Origin of the sequence: Thermotoga sp. Mc24, from assembly GCF_000784835.1 — a bacterium.
GTDB lineage: Bacteria > Thermotogota > Thermotogae > Thermotogales > Thermotogaceae > Thermotoga.
Genome location: NZ_JSFH01000008.1, coordinates 65,919 through 89,653 on the forward strand (window position 1 = coordinate 65,919; position 23,735 = coordinate 89,653).

The window sequence follows — 23,735 nt, forward strand, 5'->3', positions numbered from 1 at the left end:
AACTATTCTACTATAAAGCGAGGTGTTGATGGTGTATCCCAGGCTTCTGATAAATCTAAAAGAGATAGAAGAAAACGCAAAAAAAGTAGTCGAAATGGCCTCCAGAAGAGGTATAGAAATAGTCGGTGTTACCAAGGTAACCCTTGGTGATCCCCGTTTTGCGGAAACGCTCAGAAAAGCGGGTATCAGAATACTGGGTGAGTCCAGGATAAAGAACGTTCTCAGAATGAAAAAAGCAGGAATAGAAGGACCGTTCATGCTCCTGAGACTTCCCATGATGAGTGAACTTGTTGAAGATGTGAGGCACTTCGATTACATCATGGTCTCCGATCCTGATGTGGCAAAGAAAGTGGATGAGCTCTCCAGAGAGATAAAGAGAAACGTGAAGATCATATATATGATAGATGTGGGAGATCTCAGAGAAGGTGTTTGGTTTGAGAAGGCCGTTGAAGAAATTGCTCAATGCAAAGGAGCCAACGTTGTGGGAATAGGCACCAATTTTGGATGCTACGGTGGTATCATACCAACGAGAGAAAAGTTCGAAATCCTGCTCGATATAAAGGAAAAGCTGGAAAAAAATTACGGGTTCAACATAGAGATAGTCTCCGGTGGAAACACTCCGGCGCTCTACGCGCTGGAGAATGACGAAATTCCTGAGGGAATAAACCAGCTCAGGATAGGAGAGGCCATTGTTCTGGGAAGGGACATAACGAACAATCGAGTCATAGACTGGCTTTCTCAGGACACCTTTCTGATCGAGGCTGAAGTGATAGAGGTGAAGGAGAAACAATCCGTTCCTCTTGGAAAGAAGGGACTCGATGTCTTTGGAAGGAAGATTGAGTTCGTGGACAGGGGCATAAGGAAGAGAGCGATCTGCGCTCTTGGAGAGCAAGATATAGACAGCAGAGGTCTCATTCCCGTGGACAAAGGAGTTGAGGTACTGCACGCTTCGAGCGATCATATCGTCCTCGATGTTACGGATTTTGGAGATGTGAAAGTCGGTGACGTGTTCAGGTTCAGAATGACTTACTCCTGTCTTTTGAAGGCTATGACTTCTCCATTCGTGGAGAAGGTGTATGAACCCTCAATTTGAGGGGAAAGTCTTAATACGAGGAGGAAGCGGTTTTGAACGAAAAAAAACTCGTTGAAGCCCTCAAAAGGAAAGAAGACTGGGCATACGAGATTCTATACAGAGAATTCGCTCCAAAAATAGGAAGTATAGCAAAGAGCTTTTTGAACACCGACGATGTGGATGATGTTGTTCAGGATGTTTTTTTGAGGATTTTCAAAGGGATAAAGAAATTCAGAGGCGATTCAAAACTCTCCACGTGGATCTACAGGATAGCCGTGAATGTCTGTAAGGACTATCTTCAGAAGTACAAGAAGAGAAACGAGTTTTTGACGGATTTCCAGGAGAAAGACAACGAAGAGGAAATCTACATCCAGCCGGAAGCGAAAGAGGATGTGTTCGATGAAGTGCTTCGATCGATCACTGCTGAGAGGGTTCAAAAGGCTCTGGAAAAGCTTTCACCGGAGGACAGGTTGCTCATAAAACTGAGAGATATAGACGGGTTGAGCTATGAAGAAATAGCGTCCGTTTTGCAAAAACCTGTTGGAACTGTGAAAAGCCGTCTTCACTACGCAAGAAAGAGGCTGGGAAACTTGCTGAAAGAGGGTGGAACTGTTGAAAGATGACAGATTGAACAGGATTCTTGACGGTGAAGAACCCATAGAGGGGCTTCCTGAGGAACTCCTCAGAGATTACCGAATCTACAGAGAAGCTATCACTCTCTTCAGAATACGATGCGAGTACGTTCCAAGTGAACGTCTGATGAGGAAGATCATGAAAAAAAGGCGGAAGAAACTTGTTCTTTCAACAGTTTTCGCTGGGATCGCAGTTTCCCTGCTGCTTCTTTCTGTAGTCCTCGACATTTTCCCGGTTTCTCCGTCTCGAAAAGTTGTTCAAAAACAAAATCCTGTTGTTAAAGAGTTAATAGATTACATAAAAACAGTGGAAGTAGTGAGCGATGGATGGTGATAGTGTGAAAAAATACGTTCTGGTAGTTTTGTTTTTCCTCGCAGCCACGATTTTTGCACTACCTGAAATCGTGGAAAAATGGATGTACGCAAACTATTACGCGAAGAGGATAATGGTTGAAATTGGTTTGAAAAGCCGTTTCAGATACGAAGAGGTGTACAAGTGGGGAGCAGACAAGATGGTTCTGGTACACGAACCCGTCAGTGTGAACTGGGTGAGACTGGGTCAGAGCTGTTACATGGGATCCGGTACCACCTTGAAGAGATCTCCCATGCTCATTCTCGATCTTGAGGATCTTGCCTTCAAAGAGATTCTGCAGGGAAGAGATCTGAAAATTGAAGAAACAAACGAAGGGTACGAGATATACATTCATGACACGGGAGAATACCGCGTGCTTCTCTCATCCGATGGGTTTCCAAAAGAGATCGAAAGAAACTACATGGACACGAAGAGCAAGCTGATTTACGAAGAAGTGAAACCACTTTCTGCCGATAAGAATGAAATTTTGAAAGACTACACTCTTGTGGACTCTGGAGTGGAATTTCCAAAAGAACTGGTTGACATCCTGAGTAACTTTCGTTTCCTCATAATCAGAGAAGGAACATCGGGGCTCGAGATAGAAGGTATCTACAAAAACGGTCAGAAGGTAGAGATATTCATAGGAAACGACCTTCCAAAGGGTGGTTTGCAAATCAGCATCAACGGGCTCAAGATAGCCATCGTTGCCGATGAAAAAACTCTTGAGGAGATAAAGGTGATTCTTGGACAATGAGAGCGCTCATAGTGGACGGTTACATAGACGAACCTGCCGCTTTCGGTGTCCCACCTTATGTGAGTCCGTACATCAGGTACCTCGCAGGTGCACTTGTGGTTCATGATGTAGAAGTCGATTATGTCACCATAGACAGGATGAGAAAGGAATCACTCTGGGAAATTGCGAACGAATACGACTTTCTTTTTGTTTTTGGTGGAATCACCGTGCCAGGTCGATACAAGGGCGGAACACCTCTCACCCTTTCAGAGCTTCAGAGGATTCTCAGCATCACAAGAAGGCCCACCAAAATAGTGGGAGGCCCAATAGTTGGGGGATATTCACTCAGAGGGGGATCTGTGGCAAGACGATTTGACATACAGGCGGATTATCTGGTGAGTGGAGATATGGAGGCTTTTGTAGTCTCCTATTTTCGAGGTGTACCCGATCCAGAGGCAAAAAGCGATTATGAGCTGATCGATGCGGTGGCACCTTATGGGGCCGTTGTCCTTGAGAAACATCCGAACTTTCCGCATGTCATATGCGAAATAGAAGTCTCGAGGGGTTGTGAAAGAAGAACGTTCTGTTCTTTTTGTACAGAGCCGCTTCTCCACGGAAGGTTGAAATCTCGAGATGTACAGGCCATACTGAAAGAGATAGAGTCCCTCTACAGAGCTGGATGCAGAGCATTTCGCTTCGGAAGGGCTGCAAATATCTTGGCGTTTGGATCTGACAGAAACGGAGGGAAGCCTTCCCCAGAGATCTTGGAAGAGCTGTACTCGGGTACCAGAGAAGTAGCTCCTCATCTGGAAGTTCTCCACACAGACAACGCCAACCCATCCTACCTTGTTACATACGAAAAGGAATGTAGAAAGATAGTTGAAACCATTGTCAGATACAACACACCAGGTGATGTGTTCTCCTTTGGAGTGGAGTCCTTCGACGAAAATGTTCTGAAGAAGAACAACGTTCAGGGTTCGCCGGAAGAGTTTTTGAAAGCCATCGCTGTTGTGAATGAGATAGGTGGAGTGCGGGTAGATGGAATACCAAAACTCCTTCCCGGTGTGAATCTGATCTTCGGTCTTCCGGGGGAAACGGAAGAAACCCTCAAAAAGAATTATTCATATCTGAAGCGCATTCTCGATGAAGGTTATCTTCTGAGAAGGATAAACATCAGAAAACTTCTCGCCTATCCGGGAACTCCGGTATACGAGTATCTGAAGAATAAAAAGCACAGAATCAAAAGCCATCTTCATGAACAATGGAAAAGAAAAATAAGAGAAGAGATAGATCGTGAAATGCTGAAGAGAGTCTTCCCTGCCGGCACTGTTCTAAAAAAGGTGATAGTTGAGTACAGAGAAGGAAAAACCTCTTTTGGAAGACAGCTGGGGAGTTATCCAATACTCGTCGGCATTCCGGGAAATCACAGCGGTGTGCTGGACGTGGTTGTAGTTTCCCATGGCGAACGATCGGTGACTGCCCTGCCTTACCCTTCCTTCATAAACTCCATGTCACTGGAAGAACTCACAGCGATCCCAGGGATTGGAAGTGCCCTCGCCAGAAAGATCATCTTGAATCGTCCCTTCAGAAGCTGGGAAGATCTCAAGAAAGTAGTTCCCGCCGAGACAGTGAACTTTCTCAGAAAGCTTGGCATTTCTTTACAGCAGGTGTAAAATATACTCGGGTGAGGGATATGAAGACCGTTAGACAGGAAAGATTGAAGTCTATCGTAAGGATTCTCGAGAGATCAAAAGAACCCGTCAGTGGAGCTCAGCTGGCAGAAGAACTCAGTGTGAGTCGGCAGGTAATTGTCCAGGATATCGCCTACTTGAGAAGTCTTGGTTACAACATCGTGGCCACGCCAAGGGGATACGTGCTTGCGGGTGGAAAATCCGGAGTCTCGAGGCTTGTAGCTGTGAAGCACGCGCCAGAAGAGATAAAAGAAGAATTACTCTGTGTGGTGAGAAACGGTGGAAGAATAGTCGATGTGATTGTGGAACATCCGGTTTACGGTGAAATAAGAGGTATCATCGATGTTTCCTCCGAGGAAGAGGTCTTGAAATTTGTAAACTTGATGGAGATGGCAAAGACAGAACCTCTCTTAACTCTCTCTGGAGGAGTTCATCTTCACACCATAGAGGCACCGGATGAAGAAACAATGGAAAGAATCATGAGAGAGCTGAAGAAAAAAGGTTTCCTGATAGAGGAGGGATAAAAGATGAGAATAGACGAAATAGTTGAAAAATACGTGGACAGAAAAACTCAGAGAAGGTTTCTCATCCTCACTTCTATCGCCTGGATGTTCGACGCTGCCGGTGTTATGCTTCTTTCTTTTGTGCTTCCTTACGTGATAAAGGAATGGAATCTCACCTCTACTCAGGGAGCTACCATAGCGAGTGCTACCTTCCTTGGAATGCTTTTTGGAGCGCTTTCTGTGGGGTTCGTGGCTGACCTTCTTGGAAGGAAAGTTTCCAATCTGTTCTTTTTCATCGTAACGATCACCTTCACTTTTCTGTCCGGCTTTTCCTCATCGTTCGAAACTCTTTTAGTTCTGAGAGGCCTTTCGGGTTTTGGGTATGGAGGCTTGATGCCTTCGTTCAACGCGTATCTTGCAGAATTCACGAGTATCAGACTCAGGGGAAGGTATCTTGTGCTTCTGGAGTCGAGCTGGGCGGTTGGGAGTATACTGATAGGACTCTTCGCAGTGAATGTTCTCCCGAACTGGAGATGGGTCTTCTGGATCTTCTCCATCGGGTACCTTTTTGTTCCGGTGTTTCTTAGGATGCCCGAAACTCCAAAGTACGCGTTTTTGAAGGGTGGAAAAGAAGCGCTGGAAAGGTCTCTGGGTAAAAGAGTGGAGGAAGAGGTGGAGCTTCCAAAAAAAGAGAAAGTTCCCATCCTGGCTCTTTTGAAGAGGGAACATTTGAAAGACACAGTTGTGATCTGGATAGCGTGGTTCGTTGTGAGCTTCGTGTATTACGCTCTGTTCACCTGGGCTCCCAGGATCTTCTCCTCGCTGGGTGTGAGTGTTGTCAAATCTTCCTGGTTCACATTCTACATGATGGTGGCACAGCTTCCCGGGTACCTTTCGGCAGCCTACTTCATAGAAAAATGGGGAAGAAAGGCTTCTCTTGGTGTTTACTTCATAGGAACAGGACTTGTCGCTCTGCTGTGGGCCAACGTGAGAGGAGATGCTTCGCTTCTTGCAGCTGCTTTGGTCCTTTCTTTCTTCTGTCTTGGAGTGTGGGGACTGGTCTATGCCTACACACCGGAGCTGTATCCCACGCCGCTCAGGGGGACTGGAAACGGAGCAGCGGGAGTATGGGCAAGGATAGCGGGTATAATAGCTCCTTACTACACAGGCTTCATGATGGAGAAAGGAAAAAGCATCGCGGAAACCCTCGCATGGATCTCCGCGATGGCAATGTTTGCCGGTGTGATCGTTCTGATGTTTGGAAGAGAAACAAAGGGGAAATACGTGGATTAATCTGGAACAACGGTGCTTCCCACGTCTTCTCCCTTCAGCGCTTTCAGAAGAGTTCCTGGTTCGAAGAAATTGATCACTTTCACTGTGATCCCAAGCTTCTTACACAGTGCGAAGGCTTCGGCGTCCATGACCTTGAGCCCCATTTTCATCGCTTCTGAGAACGTGAGATGAGGGATCTTCTTAGCATCGGGAAATTTCTTTGGGTCTTTATCGTACACACCATCCACTTTTGTGGCTTTCACCACCAGTTTTGCTTTCATCTCCTGGGCTCTCAGAACGGCTGCCGTGTCCGTTGTGAAAAATGGATTGCTCGTACCTCCAGCGAAGATCAGAATGCTGTTTTCTCTTAGGGCAGATTCTATAGAATCGTAGTTCACCCTTTCCACATCCGGAAGATTCACTATCTGTGAATAAATTCGAGCTTTCAATCCGGATCTTTCGAAGATGTCTTTCAAATATATGGAATTCATCACCGTCCCGAGAAGACCGATCTGATCGGCCCTTGCCATGGTGAGATTCTTCAGCTCGACACCCCTGAAAAGATTTCCCGCTCCTACAACGATGCCTATTTTGAAACCTTCCTCGATGGCGCTTTTAATCTCTTTGACTATGTAGTCCACTCTTTCTGGATCGAAGCCTCTGCCTCCTTCTCCCGAGAGTGCTTCCCCACTCAGCTTCACCAGTACTCTCATGATCCATACCTCCAAAAAAAGGGTGAGCATTTCGCTCACCCTCTTTTATATGTATTGTTGGTCAATTTTCGTAACCTTCTCCTATTTCGTATCTTGTGAACCTCGAAACCCTGATATTCTCCCCTGTTTTCGCTATGAGTTCGTTTATGAGATCTTTTACCTTTTTTGTATCGTCGAATATGTAGGTCTGTTCGTAGAGACACACCTGTTCAAAGAATTTCTCGAGCTTTCCTTCTACGATCTTTTCCACGATGTTTTCAGGTTTATCTTTTATCTGAGCTCTGTAGATTTCTTTCTCTTTTTCTATGACTTCCGCCGGGACGTCCTCTCTTCTGACGTACAGAGGCTTCATTGCGGCAACCTGTTTTGCGAGATTGTAAGCGAGTTCCTTGAACTCATCGGTTCTGGCCACGAAGTCCGTTTCACAGTTCATTTCGAGCAGGACACCTATTCTTCCGTTGAAGTGAACGTACGCAACAATGATTCCTTCTTTGGTGATTCTTCCAGCTTTCTTTTCAGCTGTCGCGGCACCCTTTTTTCTAAGAATTTCCACCGCTTTTTCCATATCACCGTTGGATTCCTCAAGGGCTTTTTTACAGTCCAGAATACCTGCACCTGTCATTTCTCTGAGCTTCTTGATTAGGTCCATGGATATTTCCATTTCACTTTCCTCCTTTCTTAGTCTTCGCCCTGATCTCGTAAGAATTTGGATCGTGCCAGCCATAATCCAGGTTTAGTTTTACTTTGAATTCCTTTTGAAGCTTTTCTAAATCTTCCTTTTTGAAGTATCCTGACATGTTTGGGTGAACTTTCAATGTTACTTCCTCAAAATTCTTCAATTTTTTCAAATCTTCTCTGATCCTCTTGAGCAGGATCTTTTGAGAAAGCACCTTCCCTGTTCCCGAACACACAGGACACCGGGTGAAAAGAAGTGTATCCAGAGGTCTTGTCGTTCTTTTTCTTGTTATTTCCAGAAGCCCAAGGTTCGTGAATCCAAAGATTTCAATTCTTGTTCCGTCTCTTTTTGCAACCTCTTTGAATCGTGAGAGAAGCTTTTCGTAACTCTTCGGATCTTTCTGCTTTATGAAATCTATCACCACGATTCCTCCAATGTTTCTGAGTATCAACTGACGAACGATTTCTTCGATGGCTTCCATGTTCGTTTTCAAAGCGAGTTCCTCCTGGTTTTCGGCGTCTGTGTAGCTTTCCGAGTTTACATCTATGACGGTGAGCGCTTCTGTTCGATCTATGACGATGTTTCCGCCACTTTTCAGTGGAACAGTGCGAGAAAGAAGTTTTTTCAAGCGTTCGTAAACAGAAAACTTTTCAAACAGGTCGCCTTCTACGTACTCGAGTTCCGGTTTTTTCGGAAGATTTTGAAGATATTTCTGTAAGGTCTCAAGAAACGATCTGTCGTTGTAAATCAATCTGTCTATCTTCGAATTCACCTTTTCTTTGATGATCTGTTCTACAGGATCTTCTTCGTGTAGCAATTTCGGTTTTCTCGACCTTCTGAACTTTTGAAGTACCTGGTTCCATTTTTCCAATGCCCTTTCGAAATTCTTTATGATCTCCTCTTCGTCCACACCTTCCGCTGCTGTCCTCATTATTACACCGACACCGTATTTCTTCCTCAGAGAAAAAGCTGTAGTTCTCAATCTGCGTCTTTCTGAAGCATCTTCTATCTTTCTTGAGACACCTATCACCTTTTTAAAAGGAAATATGACAACGAATCTGTCGGCTATCCCTATCTGGGTTGTTACCTGAGGTCCTTTTTTCCCCGAGGCATCCTTTTTCACCTGTACGAGTATTTTCTGACCTTCTTTCACTTCTTGCCCTTTCAGAACAACTTCTTTGTAGACCTCGTTTATCTCATTGAGTTTCAAAAAGGCGTTCCTGCCCTTTCCAATCTTCACAAAAGCTGCTTCGAGTCCTGGTACGATTTTTTCGATCCTTCCAAGGTAAATTTTCCCTGCGATCGTTTCTATCTCATCGAAAAAGATCTCTTCGAGTTCTCCATCGTTCATTACAGCGTAGGACAGACTGTCTGATTGAACATTCAGAAGAAATTCTCTTATATCCTTGACACCTCCGATTTACTCTGCCATCTCAATGAGGTGGATCTCTCCATTTTCGTCCTTATAGAGAAGATTTATTTCACCAGTATTGACGTTTCTGAAAACGAGGAATCGGTGGTTCAACTCATCCATCTGCATGACTGCTTCATCGAGATCGAGGTTGAGAAGAGAAACTCTTTTTATCGAAGAAATCTTATCGGATGGAGAAAATTCACCGTGTTCTTCAAGAGGTGTTTCAGTGGGTATAGACTTTCTATGGGAGTGGTTCTTCAGCCTTTCTTTCAGTTTTTTCACCTGTTTTTCCAGAGCATCCGAGGCGAAGTCTATCGCGGTGTAAATGTCCGGATGCCTTTCTTCCACATTGATGATGTTCCCTTTCAGATTCATATTGAACTTAACCACGTATTGATTCTTTCCATCTTTTTCTATTCTCACGTCAAAGGAGACGAGTTCATCATCGTAGATCACTCTGTCAACTTTATCGAGCCTTTTTTCCAGATAGTTCTTGATGGCTTCGGAAATCTCTACACCCTTTCCCGTTATCCTGTACTCCATAAAAGCACCTCCCTTACAGTATGAATACACCTGCTCCGAACATCTTGGGACCAGAATGAACAGCGAGGGTGGGAGGCAACCTCACGATGTCCACCCTTTCGATGTGTTCGTCTTTCAGTTTTTCTTCTATTTCAAGAATGATCTCTTTCATTTCTTCTCCAGCATAGGCAAGCCCCAGCATTTTTCTTCCGTCCGTTTTCAGATCCTGAACGATTTTCTCTACAACATTCTTTAAGCCACGTTTTTTCGCCACCACTTTGAGTTCTCCATCTTCAATGCTCAGAATGGGGTGTATCTTTACGAGATTTCCGAGCATTCCTGTTATCGTCTTTACCCTTCCGCTCTTCATGAGATAATCGAATTCCAGCACTGAGAATCGGATCTTTATTCTTTCGTTTACCTCCTGAACGACTTTTTCAAGATCTTCTCTGCCGTCTTTCACTGCTTCCATGAGTTTTAAAAGAACGTACCCCGCTCCTATGGAAAGCTGCTTAGTATCAATCACTCTGAACGTCACCGACGGGAACTCTTCTTTTAGACGTTCAGTTACACTCTTCATCACATTATAAAAAGCGCTCAGCTTCGAAGATAGATGAACGCAGTATATACGGGTACAACCTTCAGAGATTATATCACGAAGCACCCTCTCCATTTCAAGCGGAGAAGGAACGGATGTTCTGAAGTTTTTTGCCTTTCCAAAGAGACTGTAAAAAATTTCTCTATCGATGTCTGCACCGTCTGTGTACTCTTTATCGTCGATGTAGACCTTTATACCGATCGTTTTTACAGGAAACGGAAGTTCCCAGTCACCAACTGTAACGGCGCTGTCTATTACGAAGACTGGAAGAATCTTCTCACCCTTTCCACTCTTTCCCTCGCTTCTATGAATCTATCAGGGGAGATGTCTTCTTCTCTTCCGGCTTCTTCCGTGATTATGATCACATCTTTTCCATCGCAGAGCAGAAAACCACCCGCAACTTTCAGGCGGTATTCATCATCACCCGATTTTATCTTTACATCGCACACAGAGAGCTGTGCTACTATGGGAGCCCTCCTGGGGAGAATTCCCATGGATCCTTCCAGCGTTCTGAAAGAAATGAAATCGCTTTCTCTGTCGTACACGATCCCATAGGGTGTAACGATTTTTACCTTCACATTTTTCAACTCCTCATTTCTTTCGCTCTTTCTTTAACTTCGTCGATATTCCCAGCCATGAGGAACGCTTGTTCAGGTATATCATCGAGTTTTCCGTCGAGAATCTCCTTGAATCCCCTAATTGTTTCTTCGATGGGTACATATCTTCCAGGACGCCCTGTGAACCTTTCTGCAACGTGGAACGGCTGGCTGAGGAACCTTTGAATTCTTCTGGCACGGTGAACCACGAGCTTGTCTTCTGGAGAGAGTTCCTCTACACCGAGTATGGCAATGATGTCCTGAAGGTCTTTGTATCTCTGAAGAACTTCCTGAACCCCTCTTGCCACTTCGTAGTGTTCTCTTCCAACGATCGCTGGATCCAGAATTTTCGAGGAGGAATCGAGAGGATCAACCGCTGGATAAAGTCCAAGTTCTGCTATTCTTCGAGATAGAACCACCGTGGCATCCAGGTGGGCGAAGGTGGTTGCCGGTGCCGGGTCGGTTATGTCGTCTGCAGGAACGTATATGGCCTGAACGGATGTGATGGAGCCTCTCCTCGTTGAAGTGATTCTCTCCTGAAGTTCTCCCATATCGGTTGCGAGTGTGGGCTGGTATCCCACAGCAGACGGCATCCTTCCAAGAAGTGCCGAGACTTCACTTCCAGCTTGGACAAACCTGAATATGTTGTCTATGAAGAGAAGAACGTCTCTTCCTTCTACGTCTCTGAAGTACTCGGCGATGGTGAGGGCAGTGAGAGCCACTCTGAACCTTGCTCCCGGGGGTTCGTTCATCTGACCGAAAACAAGCACGGTGTTTCCAAGAACTCCGCTTTCCTGCATTTCGAGCCAGAGTTCGTTACCTTCTCTTGTTCTCTCCCCGACACCTGCGAACACTGAAAATCCCTTGTGTTCTATTGCGATATTTCTGATGAGTTCCATAACGAGCACAGTCTTTCCAACACCCGCTCCTCCGAAGAAACCGATCTTTCCACCCTTTGGGAACGGAGCGAGAAGATCGATCACCTTTATACCGGTCTCGAGGATTTCTATCTCCGTGGCCTGTTCTACAAGCTCAGGGGCTGGCCTGTGAATGGGCCACCTTTCTTCGGTTTTTATTTCTCCCGCTTCGTCGACAGGTTCACCTATCACGTTCAGGATCCTTCCAAGGACTTCTTTCCCTACAGGTGCTGTTATAGGAGCTCCTGTATCCACCACTTCCAGACCTTTGGTTAAACCATCCGTTGAATCCATAGCGACCGTTCTAACAACTCCGTCGCCGATGAGCTGTTCCACCTCAAGCACTACCTTCTGTCCTGTTTGTGGATTTACAACCTCGAGGGCGTTGTATATATCCGGAAGTTCCTCTTCAGGAAATCTCACGTCCACAACAGGTCCCATAATACTCACAATGAATCCTTTTGAACCCTTTGCCATACCATATCACCTCATTTTTCTATTTCCTTCAGAGCTTCCGCTCCCGTAACGATTTCTATGAGCTCTTGGGTGATCGAAGCCTGACGTGCTTTGTTGTAGGCCAGCGTCAGCTCCCTGATCACTTCCTGGGCGTTGTCTGTAGCGTTCTTCATAGCGTTCTGTCTTGCGTAGTATTCTCCTATCTTCGTCTGGAACATGAGTTCCATGAGCGTGGCCGAAAGATAGTAATGAAAGATCAGCGGTGCAATCTGCTCCAGGTGCGGTTCGTATTCGAAGTCCTCTCTCTTCTTTTCCTCCTTTTTGATGGGAAGAAGTTCGTGCACTTCCGGCTTCTGTACAAGAACGTTTTTGAAGCGGCTGAAAATCACTCTGACCCTTGCGGGTTCTCCATCGAGGAAGCTGAGAATATCTTCCACGATCGTAGAACCGTTTCTGAAGTCGGGTATTTCGTAGAATCTGTCGTACATTTTCAACACTTTTCTGTCCTTGAAATGGTTTATGGCTTTGAGGCCCACGAGTATGAGTTGTGGATCCCTGGATTCGGAGATCACTCTTTCTGCCTCTCTCAAGATTTCACTGTTGAAGGAACCACACAGTCCCATATCGCTTGTTATCACCACGATCAGGTCTCTGTTCCCTTCTTCAAAAAAGATCGGATCGAGAGATTCTGCTGGAATAAGAGACCACAATCTTTTCACTTCATCGTAGAAGGGCTTGAATTTTTGATACTCTGCTTCTATTTTCCTCACCTTCGCGCGCGCCACCATCTCCATAGCGCGCGTGATCTTCATCAGTGATTGTGTTGCGTTTATCTTTCTTTTTATCTGTAACATTCGACCTCTACTCATTACACATCACACCCTGAAAGTGGTTTTGAATTCTTCAATGGCTTTCTTGAGTTTTTCTTCCGTTTCCGAAGTCAGTTCTTTTTTCGTCTTTATGTCGTCGAGGATATCCTGGTGCTTTTCGTGCATAAATCTGAGAAATTCCTTCTCGAATCTTCTGACTTCCTCCACTGGGAGATCATCGAGGTATCCCCTGACACCTACGAAGAGAACGACGACCTGCTCTTCAACGGGCATAGGACTGTACTGTTCCTGTTTCAGAAGTTCCATGAGCCTCTGTCCTCTTATGATCTGGGCTCTGGTAGCTGGATCCAGTTCTGTGGCAAACTGAGCGAACGTTTCGAGTTCTCTGTACTGTGCAAGATCAATTCTCAACATACCGGCGACCTGTTTCATTGCTTTGATCTGTGCAGATCCTCCAACCCTGGAAACAGACAGACCAACGTTGATAGCAGGTCTCTGACCGGCGTAGAACAATCCGGGCTCGAGGTATATCTGACCGTCAGTGATGGATATCACGTTCGTCGGAATGTAGGCGGATATATCGTTCGCCTGAGTTTCAACGATGGGTAGAGCCGTGAGGGATCCTCCACCGAGTTTGTCGTTCAGTCTGACGGCCCTCTCAAGGAGTCTGGAGTGTAGATAGAAGATGTCCCCAGGATAAGCCTCTCTTCCCGGGGGCCTTCTCATGAGAAGTGAGAGCTGTCTGTAGGCGACGGCGTGTTTCGAAAGATCGTCATAGACCACGAGGGCATCCCTTCCGGAATATGCGAAGTACTCTCCCATGGCACAGCCCGCGTACGGTGCTATGTACTGGAGAGATGCTGGATCGGAAGCGGAGGCCACAACCACCGTTGTGTACTCCATGGCTCCGTACTGTCTGAGTTTATCGATGATCCTTGCAATAGCGGACTTTTTCTGACCTATCGCCACGTAAATGCAGTACACACCCTGCCCTTTCTGGTTGATGATGGTGTCTATAGCGATGGCCGTTTTTCCCGTCTGCCTATCTCCTATGATCAGCTCTCTCTGGCCCCTTCCAATGGGGATCATGGAGTCGATCGCCTTTATCCCTGTCTGAAGAGGTGTATCGACGGGTTTCCTGTAGATGACACCGGGGGCTTTTATTTCTATCGGTCTGAAGTTCTTTGCGTTTATTGGGCCCTTTCCATCGAGCGGTTCTCCAAGAGGATTGACGACCCTACCGAGGAGCTCTTCTCCAACCGGCACTTCTATGATCCTTTTCAATCTTCTGACGGTGTGCCCTTCTTTTATATCTTTGTATTCACCGAGTATGATGATACCAACGTTGTCCTCTTCCAGGTTGAAGGCGACTCCTTTGACTCCAGTTTCGACGAATTCCACGAGCTCACTCACCATCACCTTGTTCAACCCGTACACACGGGCTATGCCGTCTCCAACCTGGATGACCTTACCTGTGTCCTCGAGATCGATCTTCTCCTCAAAACTTTTTATCTTCTCTTCGAGAACCTTCGTGATTTCACCAGGATTTATTCTCAACTCATCTCACCCCTTTTGAGGGCTTCTCGGGCGATTTTCTTCAACCTGCCCTGAACCGTCGTATCCAGTCTGAATCCTTCGAATTCAACGAGAGCACCCGCTATGAGAGATTCGTCGATGGAAATATCGAAAACAGGATCTCTGAGAACGTACTTTCTCACGAACTTTCTGAGGAGAGAAAGTTCTTCATCTTCTGGGCTGTGGGCTATCGATAGATTTGCCGGAACTTTCTGCTCCGACAGGATCTTCTCGTACTCAAACAGTTCCCTGATGTTTCTCAACAGCTTTTGCCTTTTTCTCTCAAACACGAGCGTTAAAAATCGTTCCTGAAACTCATCCATTTCCTGGCCGAAACTTTTCATTATCTCTTTTATGAGAGAAATCTTCTTTTCTGGTTTCAAGATGGGATCGTCAAACAGTTCCCTGCTTGATTCGTAAATCTGGCACACAAGATCCAGGAATCTCAGGTATTCCTCTTCTTTTTCTTTTTCTATTGCAACGTTTAAAAGTGCTCTGGCGTATCTTCCCGCCACCGCAGAGAACCTCATGACTTTTCTATCTCCTCTTTGAGGATTTTGACGAGGTACTCTCTTTTTGCTTTTTCATCCTGAAACACCTTCTGTAGGAGCTTGGTAGCGAGTATTACGGAAAGTTCTGCGGCTCTTTCCTGAATCTGTTCCAGAGCTTTCTTGTATTCAACTTCTATCTGTGCTTTTGCAGATTCCACGATGTTCTGCGCCTCTTTCTTTGCCTTCTCACGCGCTTCTTCAACGATCGCTTCGGCTTCTTTCCTGGCACTTTCTACGATTTCATCCGCTCTCTGCCTTGCTTCGGAGAGAAATCTCTCAGCATCGGATCTCATCTTCTCGGCTTCTTCTTTCAGTTGTTCGGCACTTTTGAGATCCTCTTCCACCTTTTTCCTTCTCTTCTCCGCCATCTCAATGAACGGCGTGTAGAGGAATTTGTTCAAAAAGTACACCATGAGCACAAAGAGCATCAGCATTGTTGCTGAGGTCCAGTTTATCTCCAGAAAGCCCAAAGTTCTCCCCTCCTCACACCACGAGGAGGATCATGAAGGCTATGAGAAGAGAGTATATACCTGTTGTTTCGGCAACGGCGTCAGCGAGGAGCATCCTCGTGGTGATGGTACCGACCATCTCGGGTTGTCTTGCCATGGCGTCCATCGCGTGGGCTCCTATGTTACCTTCTCCTATTCCGGGACCGATAGCTCCTATTCCCATACAGAGTCCTGCTCCGAGATATTTCCCAAGAAGCGCCAGTCCCTGAGCGAGATCTCCAAGATTTTCCATCTTTGACCCCTCCTTACGAAAGTTGTGAACTGATGTATGCAACCGCAAGCATACTGAACACGAACGCCTGAACCAGACCAACGAAGATACCGAAGAATCCCCAGAAGATTATGGGAGCGAAGAAGTACTTCGTCATGTAAGATAGGATGTAAACGAGTATTGCACCACCTCCTATGTTACCAAACAACCTCAGAGAATGGGAAATGGGTTTTGCCAGTTCACCGATGAGGTTTATTGGGAACATAACTGGATTTGGGTAGAACCAGGCTTTCAGCCATTCTTTGAATCCCTTGGACTTTATGGCAAAGATATGGCTGATGATGAGGACCATAACGGCGTAGGTGAGATCGGTGTTCAAATCTCCTGTTGGTGCCGGCCAAGTGTCGTTGAAGAGAACTATCTTCTGAACAGCTCCGGTTTCATCGGCGACCACGCTCATGCCTGGCACCGCTCCACCTATTATGTTCGAGACGGCGATGAAGAGGAACAGTGTTGTTGCTACTACAAAAGTGGGTTTCACAAATCTCTTATCCGGGATCGATTCGTCAACGATTTCGTAAAACATCTCGAGGATCGATTCAATAAAAGCCTGCTTTCTGTTTGGAATCATTTCGAACTTTCTCAATTTGTACGCGAGCACTATCAGAAAGATAGCTATAGCTGCCCCAATGATAATAGTCATGGGATTGATCCTGAAGCCGTTTATGTCCACGATCCATCTTTTGCCAAGGCCACCGAATATCTCTTCCATGGGTGTCCTTTTCAGTTGTTGGATATTCAGGATGGCGACAAGAACGTAGAGAGAAATGAAGACAGCAAGAAACACTTTTTCTTTTTTTGAGAACGTGATCTTCAATCCGTCCACCTCCACGCTATGAAAGAGACTATCTTCAAATTCATCAGACCGAAGAAAACCCCCAGGAGAGTTTCAAAAGATACAAGGCCACCCACAAGAAGAAGCGCCGCACTGAAGGTGTATCTTCCCAGGTATCCGAAGACCCAGCCTTTCGTGGTTCCCTTGGAAGCCATCTTTTCTATGTCGTTTTTCAAAGAGAAGAGATTCAATACGGCTCCAGCACTTCCAAGGAGTGGACCCCAGCTCTTTTCGAAACCGCTTATCAAGCCAAAAACGAGTGCTTCAACCATTCCCATTATCATTATCGTCACTGCCATCTTTTTTGTTAACCTTTTCACTTTTATCATACCTCTCAGTTTCTTTCAAAAGGATTTTGAAACCGTTATAGAATCCTGAAACAACTCCTAAAATTATAAAAACAAACAGTAAAATTCCGTTTTTGAAGGTCCATTTATCCAGATAGTACCCGATCAAGGCACCGACAGCGATGTTCGAAATGAGAGTCGTTATGAACATGACAACCATGTTGTACTTTCCAAAGTCCCTGAAAAGATTTCTCGAAATAGACATCACGCTCCGCTCTTCACCGAAAGGTGAAGATCGAAATCTTCTTCTGAAAATACAGAGATCGGAAGTTTCAAAACGGCGCCAAAACTCTTTATTTTGAGGTCCCTTCCACTCACCACGGTTGGCGGAGTGATATCCACATGTTTTCCAAGCTGCTCGAGTTTTACCGCCAGTTTCCCAGCTGTCATGTTTCCGAGTTCTCCTATCGCACTCAGGGCAAGTTCATCGAGTTGGTTGTACTCCATTCCACCCATCATAGCAGAAACCACTTTCAGTGCCGTCTCTGACGAGAAAGAATAGATGAGGCTACCTTCTATTCCGCCTGTTATTCCAATGACCGTCACCAACGAGTGGGGAATCTCTATGTGTGATACGACGCTGGGTTTTCCCGTTTTCGGTTCTATTCCCAGAACATCTCTGATGGTCTCATAAACCGATCTAATGAGGGAGTTCACGATTTTTGCATCCACGGACTATACCTCCTCACGACCATGTTTTGCCGATGGTTACATCCACTTCAAGCGGCACTGAAAGTTTCACCACGTTCATCATTCTGTCCTTCACCAGTTCGACGAGTGCGTCTTTTTCCTCGTCGGGTACTTCAAAAACCAGTTCATCGTGGACCTGTATGATCATTTTCGATTTCATTTTTCTTTTTTTCAGTTCTCTGTCTATTTCTATCATAGCCAATTTTATTATATCTGCTGCTGTGCCCTGTATGGGGGTGTTTATAGCAATTCGTTCTCCTTCGGACTGTATGTTTCTGTCCCTGGCCATGAGCTGTGGAATGTCCCTTTTTCTTCCGAACAGCGTTCTAACATAGCCTTTCTCTTTTGCTTCCGATACGACCTTCTGAATGTAGTCGCGCACCTTTGGATAGAGAACGAAGTAGTTGACAATCATCTTTTCTGCCTCTTTCACAGGTACTCCAAGCCTCACAGACAGACCATAAGGTGTTACACCGTATATGATAGAGAAGTTCACCATCTTACCAGCGCGGCGCATCTCTTCAGTTACCTCTTCGGGCTTCACGTTGAATATTCTGGAAGCCGTTAGAGTGTGGACGTCGATGCCTTCTTCGAACGCCCTCAAAAGATTCTCATCACCGCTGAGATGGGCGAGTATCCTCAGTTCTATCTGGGAGTAGTCGGCGCTGACGATCCACCAGTTTGGATCCTGAGGAACAATCGCTTTCCTGATTTCTTTGCCTTCTTCACTCTTCGTTGGGAGATTCTGAAGGTTGGGATCACTGCTGCTGAGTCTTCCGGTGGCAGTTCCCGTTTGATTGAAAGAAGCATGAATCCTTCCGGTTTTTGGGTTGACCATCTTTGGGAGGGCGTCTATGTAGGTTGATTTCAATTTCTGTATCTTTCTGTATTCGAGAATCAAAGGAATAATTTCATGTTCATTGGCAAGTTCCTCAAGAACTTCTATACGTGTTGAGTAATCTCCCGTTTTCGTCGTTTTACCACGTGGTTTTATACCGAGTTTTTCAAAGAGGATCCTTGAAACCTGCTTTGGTGAGTTTATGTTGAACGGTTCTCCGGCTATCCTGTATATTTCCTCTGCCAGTTCCTCGAGTTTCTTTCCGTACTCTTCTGAGAGTTTCTTCAGAAACTCTGTGTCCACATACACACCGTTCAGTTCCATCCGTGCAAGTACGTTCACAAGGGGCATTTCTATCTTGTAGAACACGTTCTCCAGATCCGTCTCGTGAAGTTTCAAACTCAGCATCTTGTAAAGCCTGTAGGTGATGTCCGCGTCTTCACAGGAGTAGTTCGCTGCTTTTTCCACAGGAACATCGACAAAACTGAAACCAAACAGCGGTGATGAGAAGGACATGAGTTCCTGGTAAGAGGTCATTTTGTATCCAAGAAACTTCAGTGCGAGATCGTCCAGATTGAACTTCTTTTCGTTCGGTTCAAGAAGATAAGCCGCTATCATCGTGTCAAAGTGTGGAGGGACAGGTTCAACACCCTTCACCATCAAAACTTTGTAATCGAATTTCAGATTTTGACCAACGATCTTTGCTCCAGGATCTTCCAGTATTTCTTTTAGCTTTTTCAAGACCTCTTTTTCATCCAGGTTCTGGGCGTTTCTGTGATGGAGTGGTATGTAGTACGCTTCCTTCGGTTTGAATGACAAGGAAATACCAGCAATGTCGCATTCGAAGGGATCGAGGGAAGACGTTTCAAGATCTATGGCAAACGAAGGGGTTTCTTTCAGCTTCTCTACGAGTTTTTCAAATTCCACCGGATCTTTCACTATTCTGTATCCAACAGGTTCGGACTCTTCGTACAGTTGGAGTTCCTTCATGATGGATGCGAATTCCAGTTCTTTCAAGAGTGACAGGAGTTTCTCTCTGTCGTGGCCCTGGTAGCGAAGTTCTTCCCAGTTTATTTCGATGGGAACGTTTGTTTCCAGAATCGCCAGCTTTTTGCTGAGAATGGCACTTTCTCTGTCCCGAAGCATGGTTTTTCTCGTCTTTTGAGGAAGTTCGTGAATATGATTCAGGATGTCTTCGAGGTCTCTGTATTTCTCGAGGAGCTGAACGGCCGTTTTTTCACCTATCCCGGTCACACCGGGGATGTTGTCTATTTCGTCTCCGGTTAGAGCCAGAAGATCGGGAATCTGATGGGGTTCAACACCGTATTTTTCCTTCACCTTCTGTGCATCGTAAAGTTCCAGGTCGGAGATCCCTTTTACGATTCGCCACACCTTGATCTTTTCGTTCACAAGCTGAAGCATATCTTTGTCACCAGTCACTATGAATATCTCGTCGAAAAGCGAAAGCCCCTTCACAGCCAGAGTGGCAATTATATCGTCTGCTTCGTATCCCTCTATCTCCAGCACCTTCATTCCAAGTGCTTCAACAAGTCTTTTTATGTACGGAAGTTGCTGGATCAGGAGATCCGGAGTCTTTGGTCTTTGAGCCTTGTAAGTCTCGAGGAGCTTGTGCCTGAAGGTAGCAGCTCTTTTGTCGAAAGCCACAGCAGCGTAGTCTTTCCCGACGATGATATGGTCTTTGATGAATCTCACCAGCATCCTCGCCACACCGTACGTGGCGTTTGTGGGAATGCCGGCGGAGGTGGAAAGCGATCTATCGAGCGCATAATACGCTCTGTAAGCCAGAGCGGTTCCATCAAAGAGAAATAGCCTCGCCATTTTTCTCCATCTCCCTCAGCTCTTCAAGGAAGCCAACAGCTCTTCTCAGGTGTGGTATCACGATGGAGCCACCAACCACAAGAGCGATGTCAAGGGCTTCGAATATCTCCTCGTCGCTCGCTCCCTCCTGAACACACCTCACGAGGTGGTACCTTATACAATCATCGCACCTGAGCACCGTGGATGCTACGAGCCCCATCAGTTCTTTGGTTTTCACATCGAGTTTTCCAGACCTGTAAACAGCGGAGTCGAGGTTGAAAAATCTCTTCGTGTTTAGAGTTCCACGGGATATCACTTTCTCGTTCAGCTCTCTTCTTGTTTCTACAAACTTTTTGTACTCCACGGTTTTTCACCTCAACTTCACGAAGAGTTCCACTTCGTCTGTGATAACCCCATCTATTTCTCCGCGTATCTTTCGATAGATCTCCGAATCGTTCAGCGTCCAGACGAGGACCAAGATTCCTTTTTTTCTGAAACTCCTCAAAACCTCCACCGCGTATTCTAACTCAAACGCCTGGTATGGAATGTGGAGTGAATAAGGACGTTCTTTTTCAACTCTCTCGACAAAGTTTTCGATACTTCCGTAGTTTTCTTCATCTATCAGATAGCCGTATTTTGTCCCCTTGAATTTCTCATCGAGAAGGTCCAGATCGAAAGAGGAGAATATCAGATTCTTCCTTTTTTTCGAAATTTCCAGAACGGCATCTGCCACTTCTCTTTCTTTTATCTCAACGTTAATGATTTTATCATCCGTGATGTTTTCGAACACTTCCCTAAGGGTGGTCATTTTCCCATCTGTTAATTCTTTCAGTTCTGACACGGTGGCATCTCTTATCTTCACGTCCAGACCGAACAGTCTTTTCAAATCTTCATCGTGTGAGACGACAACTTCCCCATCTTTCGACAACCTCGCGTCCAGTTCCACCCCATCTGCTCCCGCTTCTATCGCCTTCATAAGTGCTTCGAGAGTGTTTTCAAGGTATTTTGCGGAGTATCCTCTGTGACCCAGAACGATCACCGTTTCATCTCCTCGTAGACTCTGTAAACGTGCTTCACGAATTCTTCTACACCGTTCTTTCCCTCGACAACGAAGAGCCAGTTTTTTCTCCACCAAGCAATGATCTTCTTTCCATCCGATACTGTGGAGAATTTTCCCATGTTGGGCAGGTCCAGAACACTTCTTATAGACACAAACCCAGCTCTGCTGTTCAGCTTCTTCCAAATCTTCTTCGCTTCTTCGCCTTTGTAGACGTAGAGGAAAACAGGGCCGTAATCTGTCTCAAAAACCGCAACTTTGCCCTTCATTTCTACACCTTCATAGCTGTCTATCTCTTTCACATCTGACAATATGTGATCTCTGGTCTCCAGGACAAAGATGGCTGTATCCAGGGAGTAAGCCTCCGGTGGTACCACTACTTTTAAGACGGTGCAGGAAGGAAGCGTCAGGAACACAACAGCAAAGAAGAACAGAGTACGCTTCACTTTTCTTCCTCCTCTCCTATTTTCAGAAGAGCCAGGAACGCTTCCTGCGGTATGGTAACCTGTCCGATTTCCCTGAGTTTCTTTTTGCCTTCTTTTTGTTTTTCGAGAAGTTTCATTTTCCTCGTCACATCTCCACCGTAACATTTCGCCAGAACGTCTTTTCTGAGCGCTTTTATGTCCGCTCTTGCTATTATTCTGCCGTCAGCCTTAGCCTGAATGGGAATTTGGAACTGGTGGCGTGGAATCAGATCTTTCAGTTTATCCACCATCTTTCGGGCTATCTGGTACGCTTTCGAGCGATGTGCTATGAACGACAATGCATCGACGGGTTCTTTGTTTACGAGTATGGTAACCTTCACCAGGTCGCTTTTTCTGTACTCTTTGAACTCGTAATCCATGGAAGCGTAGCCTCTGCTCACTGCTTTCATCTTGTCGAAGAAATCGTATATTATCTCGGCAAGCGGAGCATAGAATCTGAGGATGACCCGGTTTTTTCCAGCGTTCTCGGTTATTCTGAGTTCTCCTCTCTTCTCATTTTGAACGAGATTTATTATCGCTCCAATGTATTCACTCGGTGTGATGATCGAAAGATCAACGTACGGTTCGTACGCCTCCAGTATTTCACCTTCATCGGGAAATTTGGAAGGATCTGTGATCTCTATTTCCTCGCCGTTTCTGAGTTTCACCTTGTATCTGACGTTCGGTGCGGTGAGAATGACGGCAAGGTCGAATTCTCTCTCTATTCTTTCTCGCACCACTTCCATATGAAGTGGCCCCAGAAAACCACATCGAAAGCCAAAGCCCATAGCCGGAGATATCGTGGGCTCGAAATACAGTGCAGAATCGTTGAGTTTCAACTTTTCGAGTGCCTTTCTAAGTTCTTCGTAGTATTCGGGAAGTCCTGGAAACATCCCGGCGAAAACCATCGGTTTTATCTCTCTGTATCCTGGAAGAGCTTCATCAACTGGATCATTCGCCGATGTGATCGTGTCCCCCACTCGCGCGTCCGACACCTCTTTTATTCCTGCGATGATGTATCCCACTTCACCTGCGCTGAGTGAATCCACTGGTTTCATCTCTGGCAAAAACACTCCTACTTCCTGGACTTCGTAAACCTTCCTGTTGGAGAAGGTCATTATTTTATCACCGGGTTTTACCTGTCCATCGAAGAGACGAACATGCACGATCACGCCTTTGTAGTTGTCGTATTTTGCGTCGAATATGAGCGCCTTGAGTTTACCGTTGATATCTCCCTTCGGAGGAGGAACCCTTTTGACGATGGCTTCGAGGAGTTCTTTCACACCCGTTCCTTCCTTGGCACTGACGAGCAGGATCTCATCTTCACTCGCGCCGAGAAGGTCCTTTATTTCGAGAGCGGTTTCTTCAATGTTTGCATTCGGAAGATCTATCTTGTTGATCACCGGAATTATCTCCAGATCATGCTCTATGGCAAGATAGGTGTGGGCAACTGTCTGAGCTTCCACTCCCTGTGTCGCATCGACAAGCAAGATGGCACCTTCACAGGCCGCCATGCTTCTTCCCACTTCGTAAGAAAAATCCACATGTCCCGGTGTATCTATGATGTTTATCTCGTAGATGTTCCCATCTTCTGCTGTGTACATGACCTTCACCGGCTGGGCTTTTATGGTGATTCCTCTTTCTCTTTCTATATCCATCATATCCAGGTACTGCTCTCTCATTTTTCTTTTGTCCACCGTGTTTGTGATTTCAAGAATCCTGTCCACCAGAGTCGTCTTTCCATGATCGATATGCGCTATTATACATATGTTTCTGATCAGGTCGGGTCTGTACACTCCTCGA

28 protein-coding genes are annotated in these 23,735 nt (G+C 45.8%); 7 read left to right on the plus strand and 21 right to left on the minus strand.

Annotation, left to right across the window (positions count from 1 at the left end; all coding sequences use genetic code 11):
- The first annotated feature begins 28 nt into the window (after positions 1-28).
- Genes MC24_RS03825 through MC24_RS03855 form a run of 7 tightly spaced genes read left to right on the plus strand, consistent with a single transcriptional unit; the run spans position 29 to position 6,276 of the window.
- Positions 29-1,093 (plus strand): lysine racemase, encoded by a 1,065-nt coding sequence (locus tag MC24_RS03825; RefSeq protein ID WP_038052689.1) that lies wholly within the window; start codon positions 29-31, stop codon positions 1,091-1,093.
- Between the two features lie 32 nt (positions 1,094-1,125).
- Positions 1,126-1,695, plus strand: a complete 570-nt coding sequence (locus MC24_RS03830; RefSeq protein WP_011943712.1) for an RNA polymerase sigma factor — start codon at positions 1,126-1,128, stop codon at positions 1,693-1,695.
- Positions 1,676-2,038, plus strand: coding sequence for a hypothetical protein (locus MC24_RS03835; protein WP_148186790.1), 363 nt, complete (start codon positions 1,676-1,678; stop codon positions 2,036-2,038). Before MC24_RS03830 ends, MC24_RS03835 begins: the two co-directional genes overlap by 20 nt.
- Positions 2,028-2,810 (plus strand): hypothetical protein, encoded by a 783-nt coding sequence (locus tag MC24_RS03840; protein WP_038052698.1) that lies wholly within the window; start codon positions 2,028-2,030, stop codon positions 2,808-2,810. The genes MC24_RS03835 and MC24_RS03840 overlap by 11 nt, the downstream gene beginning before the upstream one ends.
- Positions 2,807-4,462: a radical SAM protein gene (locus MC24_RS03845; protein ID WP_011943709.1), complete on the plus strand. Its 1,656-nt coding sequence runs from the start codon at positions 2,807-2,809 to the stop codon at positions 4,460-4,462. The genes MC24_RS03840 and MC24_RS03845 overlap by 4 nt, the downstream gene beginning before the upstream one ends.
- A gap of 20 nt (positions 4,463-4,482) precedes the next feature.
- Positions 4,483-5,004 (plus strand): transcription repressor NadR, encoded by a 522-nt coding sequence (locus tag MC24_RS03850; protein ID WP_008194872.1) that lies wholly within the window; start codon positions 4,483-4,485, stop codon positions 5,002-5,004.
- A 3-nt stretch (positions 5,005-5,007) separates the two neighbouring features.
- Positions 5,008-6,276 (plus strand): MFS transporter, encoded by a 1,269-nt coding sequence (locus MC24_RS03855; RefSeq protein WP_011943708.1) that lies wholly within the window; start codon positions 5,008-5,010, stop codon positions 6,274-6,276.
- On the opposite strand, the gene pyrH is transcribed toward MC24_RS03855, so the two are convergent.
- The 21 genes from pyrH to lepA form a co-directional block, all read right to left on the minus strand.
- A complete protein-coding gene (gene pyrH, locus MC24_RS03860; protein WP_038052701.1) occupies positions 6,273-6,968 on the minus strand; it encodes a UMP kinase in 696 nt (231 codons plus the stop codon). The genes MC24_RS03855 and pyrH overlap by 4 nt on opposite strands.
- A 61-nt stretch (positions 6,969-7,029) precedes the next feature.
- Positions 7,030-7,629: a translation elongation factor Ts gene (gene tsf, locus MC24_RS03865; protein ID WP_038052704.1), complete on the minus strand. Its 600-nt coding sequence runs from the start codon at positions 7,627-7,629 to the stop codon at positions 7,030-7,032.
- 1 nt (position 7,630) lies between these two features.
- Positions 7,631-8,995, minus strand: coding sequence for an Rne/Rng family ribonuclease (locus tag MC24_RS03870; RefSeq protein ID WP_038052707.1), 1,365 nt, complete (start codon positions 8,993-8,995; stop codon positions 7,631-7,633).
- A 69-nt stretch (positions 8,996-9,064) separates the two neighbouring features.
- Positions 9,065-9,601 (minus strand): ribosome hibernation-promoting factor, HPF/YfiA family, encoded by a 537-nt coding sequence (gene hpf, locus MC24_RS03875; protein WP_038052708.1) that lies wholly within the window; start codon positions 9,599-9,601, stop codon positions 9,065-9,067.
- 13 nt (positions 9,602-9,614) lie between these two features.
- Positions 9,615-10,433, minus strand: a complete 819-nt coding sequence (locus MC24_RS03880) for a DegV family protein (RefSeq protein WP_235280299.1) — start codon at positions 10,431-10,433, stop codon at positions 9,615-9,617.
- Positions 10,433-10,756, minus strand: coding sequence for a F0F1 ATP synthase subunit epsilon (locus MC24_RS03885; RefSeq protein WP_038052711.1), 324 nt, complete (start codon positions 10,754-10,756; stop codon positions 10,433-10,435). Before MC24_RS03885 ends, MC24_RS03880 begins: the two co-directional genes overlap by 1 nt.
- 5 nt (positions 10,757-10,761) lie before the next feature.
- Positions 10,762-12,168, minus strand: a complete 1,407-nt coding sequence (atpD, locus tag MC24_RS03890) for a F0F1 ATP synthase subunit beta (protein ID WP_038052715.1) — start codon at positions 12,166-12,168, stop codon at positions 10,762-10,764.
- Between the two features lie 11 nt (positions 12,169-12,179).
- Positions 12,180-13,001: an ATP synthase F1 subunit gamma gene (gene atpG, locus MC24_RS03895; protein WP_038052725.1), complete on the minus strand. Its 822-nt coding sequence runs from the start codon at positions 12,999-13,001 to the stop codon at positions 12,180-12,182.
- A gap of 21 nt (positions 13,002-13,022) precedes the next feature.
- Positions 13,023-14,534: a F0F1 ATP synthase subunit alpha gene (gene atpA, locus MC24_RS03900; protein ID WP_038052727.1), complete on the minus strand. Its 1,512-nt coding sequence runs from the start codon at positions 14,532-14,534 to the stop codon at positions 13,023-13,025.
- The gene (locus tag MC24_RS03905) at positions 14,531-15,082 is read right to left on the minus strand and encodes a F0F1 ATP synthase subunit delta (protein ID WP_038052729.1); all 552 of its coding nucleotides are present in this window, start codon (positions 15,080-15,082) and stop codon (positions 14,531-14,533) included. The genes atpA and MC24_RS03905 overlap by 4 nt, the downstream gene beginning before the upstream one ends.
- Entirely contained in the window at positions 15,079-15,573 is a 495-nt protein-coding gene (atpF, locus tag MC24_RS03910; RefSeq protein WP_038052731.1) for a F0F1 ATP synthase subunit B, read from the minus strand. The genes MC24_RS03905 and atpF overlap by 4 nt, the downstream gene beginning before the upstream one ends.
- A 13-nt stretch (positions 15,574-15,586) precedes the next feature.
- Positions 15,587-15,844, minus strand: a complete 258-nt coding sequence (locus MC24_RS03915; RefSeq protein WP_004082074.1) for a F0F1 ATP synthase subunit C — start codon at positions 15,842-15,844, stop codon at positions 15,587-15,589.
- Positions 15,845-15,857: 13 nt separating this feature from the next.
- Complete coding sequence (gene atpB, locus MC24_RS03920; RefSeq protein WP_038052733.1) at positions 15,858-16,700, minus strand: F0F1 ATP synthase subunit A; 843 nt, start codon at positions 16,698-16,700, stop codon at positions 15,858-15,860.
- Entirely contained in the window at positions 16,697-17,047 is a 351-nt protein-coding gene (locus MC24_RS03925; protein WP_038052736.1) for an ATP synthase subunit I, read from the minus strand. Before MC24_RS03925 ends, atpB begins: the two co-directional genes overlap by 4 nt.
- Complete coding sequence (locus MC24_RS03930; RefSeq protein ID WP_038052740.1) at positions 16,983-17,270, minus strand: AtpZ/AtpI family protein; 288 nt, start codon at positions 17,268-17,270, stop codon at positions 16,983-16,985. The genes MC24_RS03925 and MC24_RS03930 overlap by 65 nt, the downstream gene beginning before the upstream one ends.
- Positions 17,270-17,737, minus strand: coding sequence for a chemotaxis protein CheX (locus tag MC24_RS03935; RefSeq protein ID WP_038052742.1), 468 nt, complete (start codon positions 17,735-17,737; stop codon positions 17,270-17,272). The genes MC24_RS03930 and MC24_RS03935 overlap by 1 nt, the downstream gene beginning before the upstream one ends.
- 13 nt (positions 17,738-17,750) lie before the next feature.
- Positions 17,751-20,432 carry a DNA polymerase I gene (gene polA, locus MC24_RS03940; protein WP_038052745.1) on the minus strand — a complete coding sequence of 894 codons (2,682 nt, stop codon included), beginning with the start codon at positions 20,430-20,432 and terminating at the stop codon, positions 17,751-17,753.
- Positions 20,410-20,775 carry a carboxymuconolactone decarboxylase family protein gene (locus MC24_RS03945; protein ID WP_012896379.1) on the minus strand — a complete coding sequence of 122 codons (366 nt, stop codon included), beginning with the start codon at positions 20,773-20,775 and terminating at the stop codon, positions 20,410-20,412. Before MC24_RS03945 ends, polA begins: the two co-directional genes overlap by 23 nt.
- 6 nt (positions 20,776-20,781) lie before the next feature.
- Positions 20,782-21,450, minus strand: a complete 669-nt coding sequence (locus MC24_RS03950) for a glycerophosphodiester phosphodiesterase family protein (RefSeq protein ID WP_038052749.1) — start codon at positions 21,448-21,450, stop codon at positions 20,782-20,784.
- Complete coding sequence (locus tag MC24_RS03955; RefSeq protein ID WP_038052752.1) at positions 21,447-21,914, minus strand: DUF3242 domain-containing protein; 468 nt, start codon at positions 21,912-21,914, stop codon at positions 21,447-21,449. Before MC24_RS03955 ends, MC24_RS03950 begins: the two co-directional genes overlap by 4 nt.
- Positions 21,911-23,728 (minus strand): translation elongation factor 4, encoded by a 1,818-nt coding sequence (gene lepA, locus MC24_RS03960; protein ID WP_038052754.1) that lies wholly within the window; start codon positions 23,726-23,728, stop codon positions 21,911-21,913. The genes MC24_RS03955 and lepA overlap by 4 nt, the downstream gene beginning before the upstream one ends.
- Between the last annotated feature and the right edge of the window lie 7 nt (positions 23,729-23,735).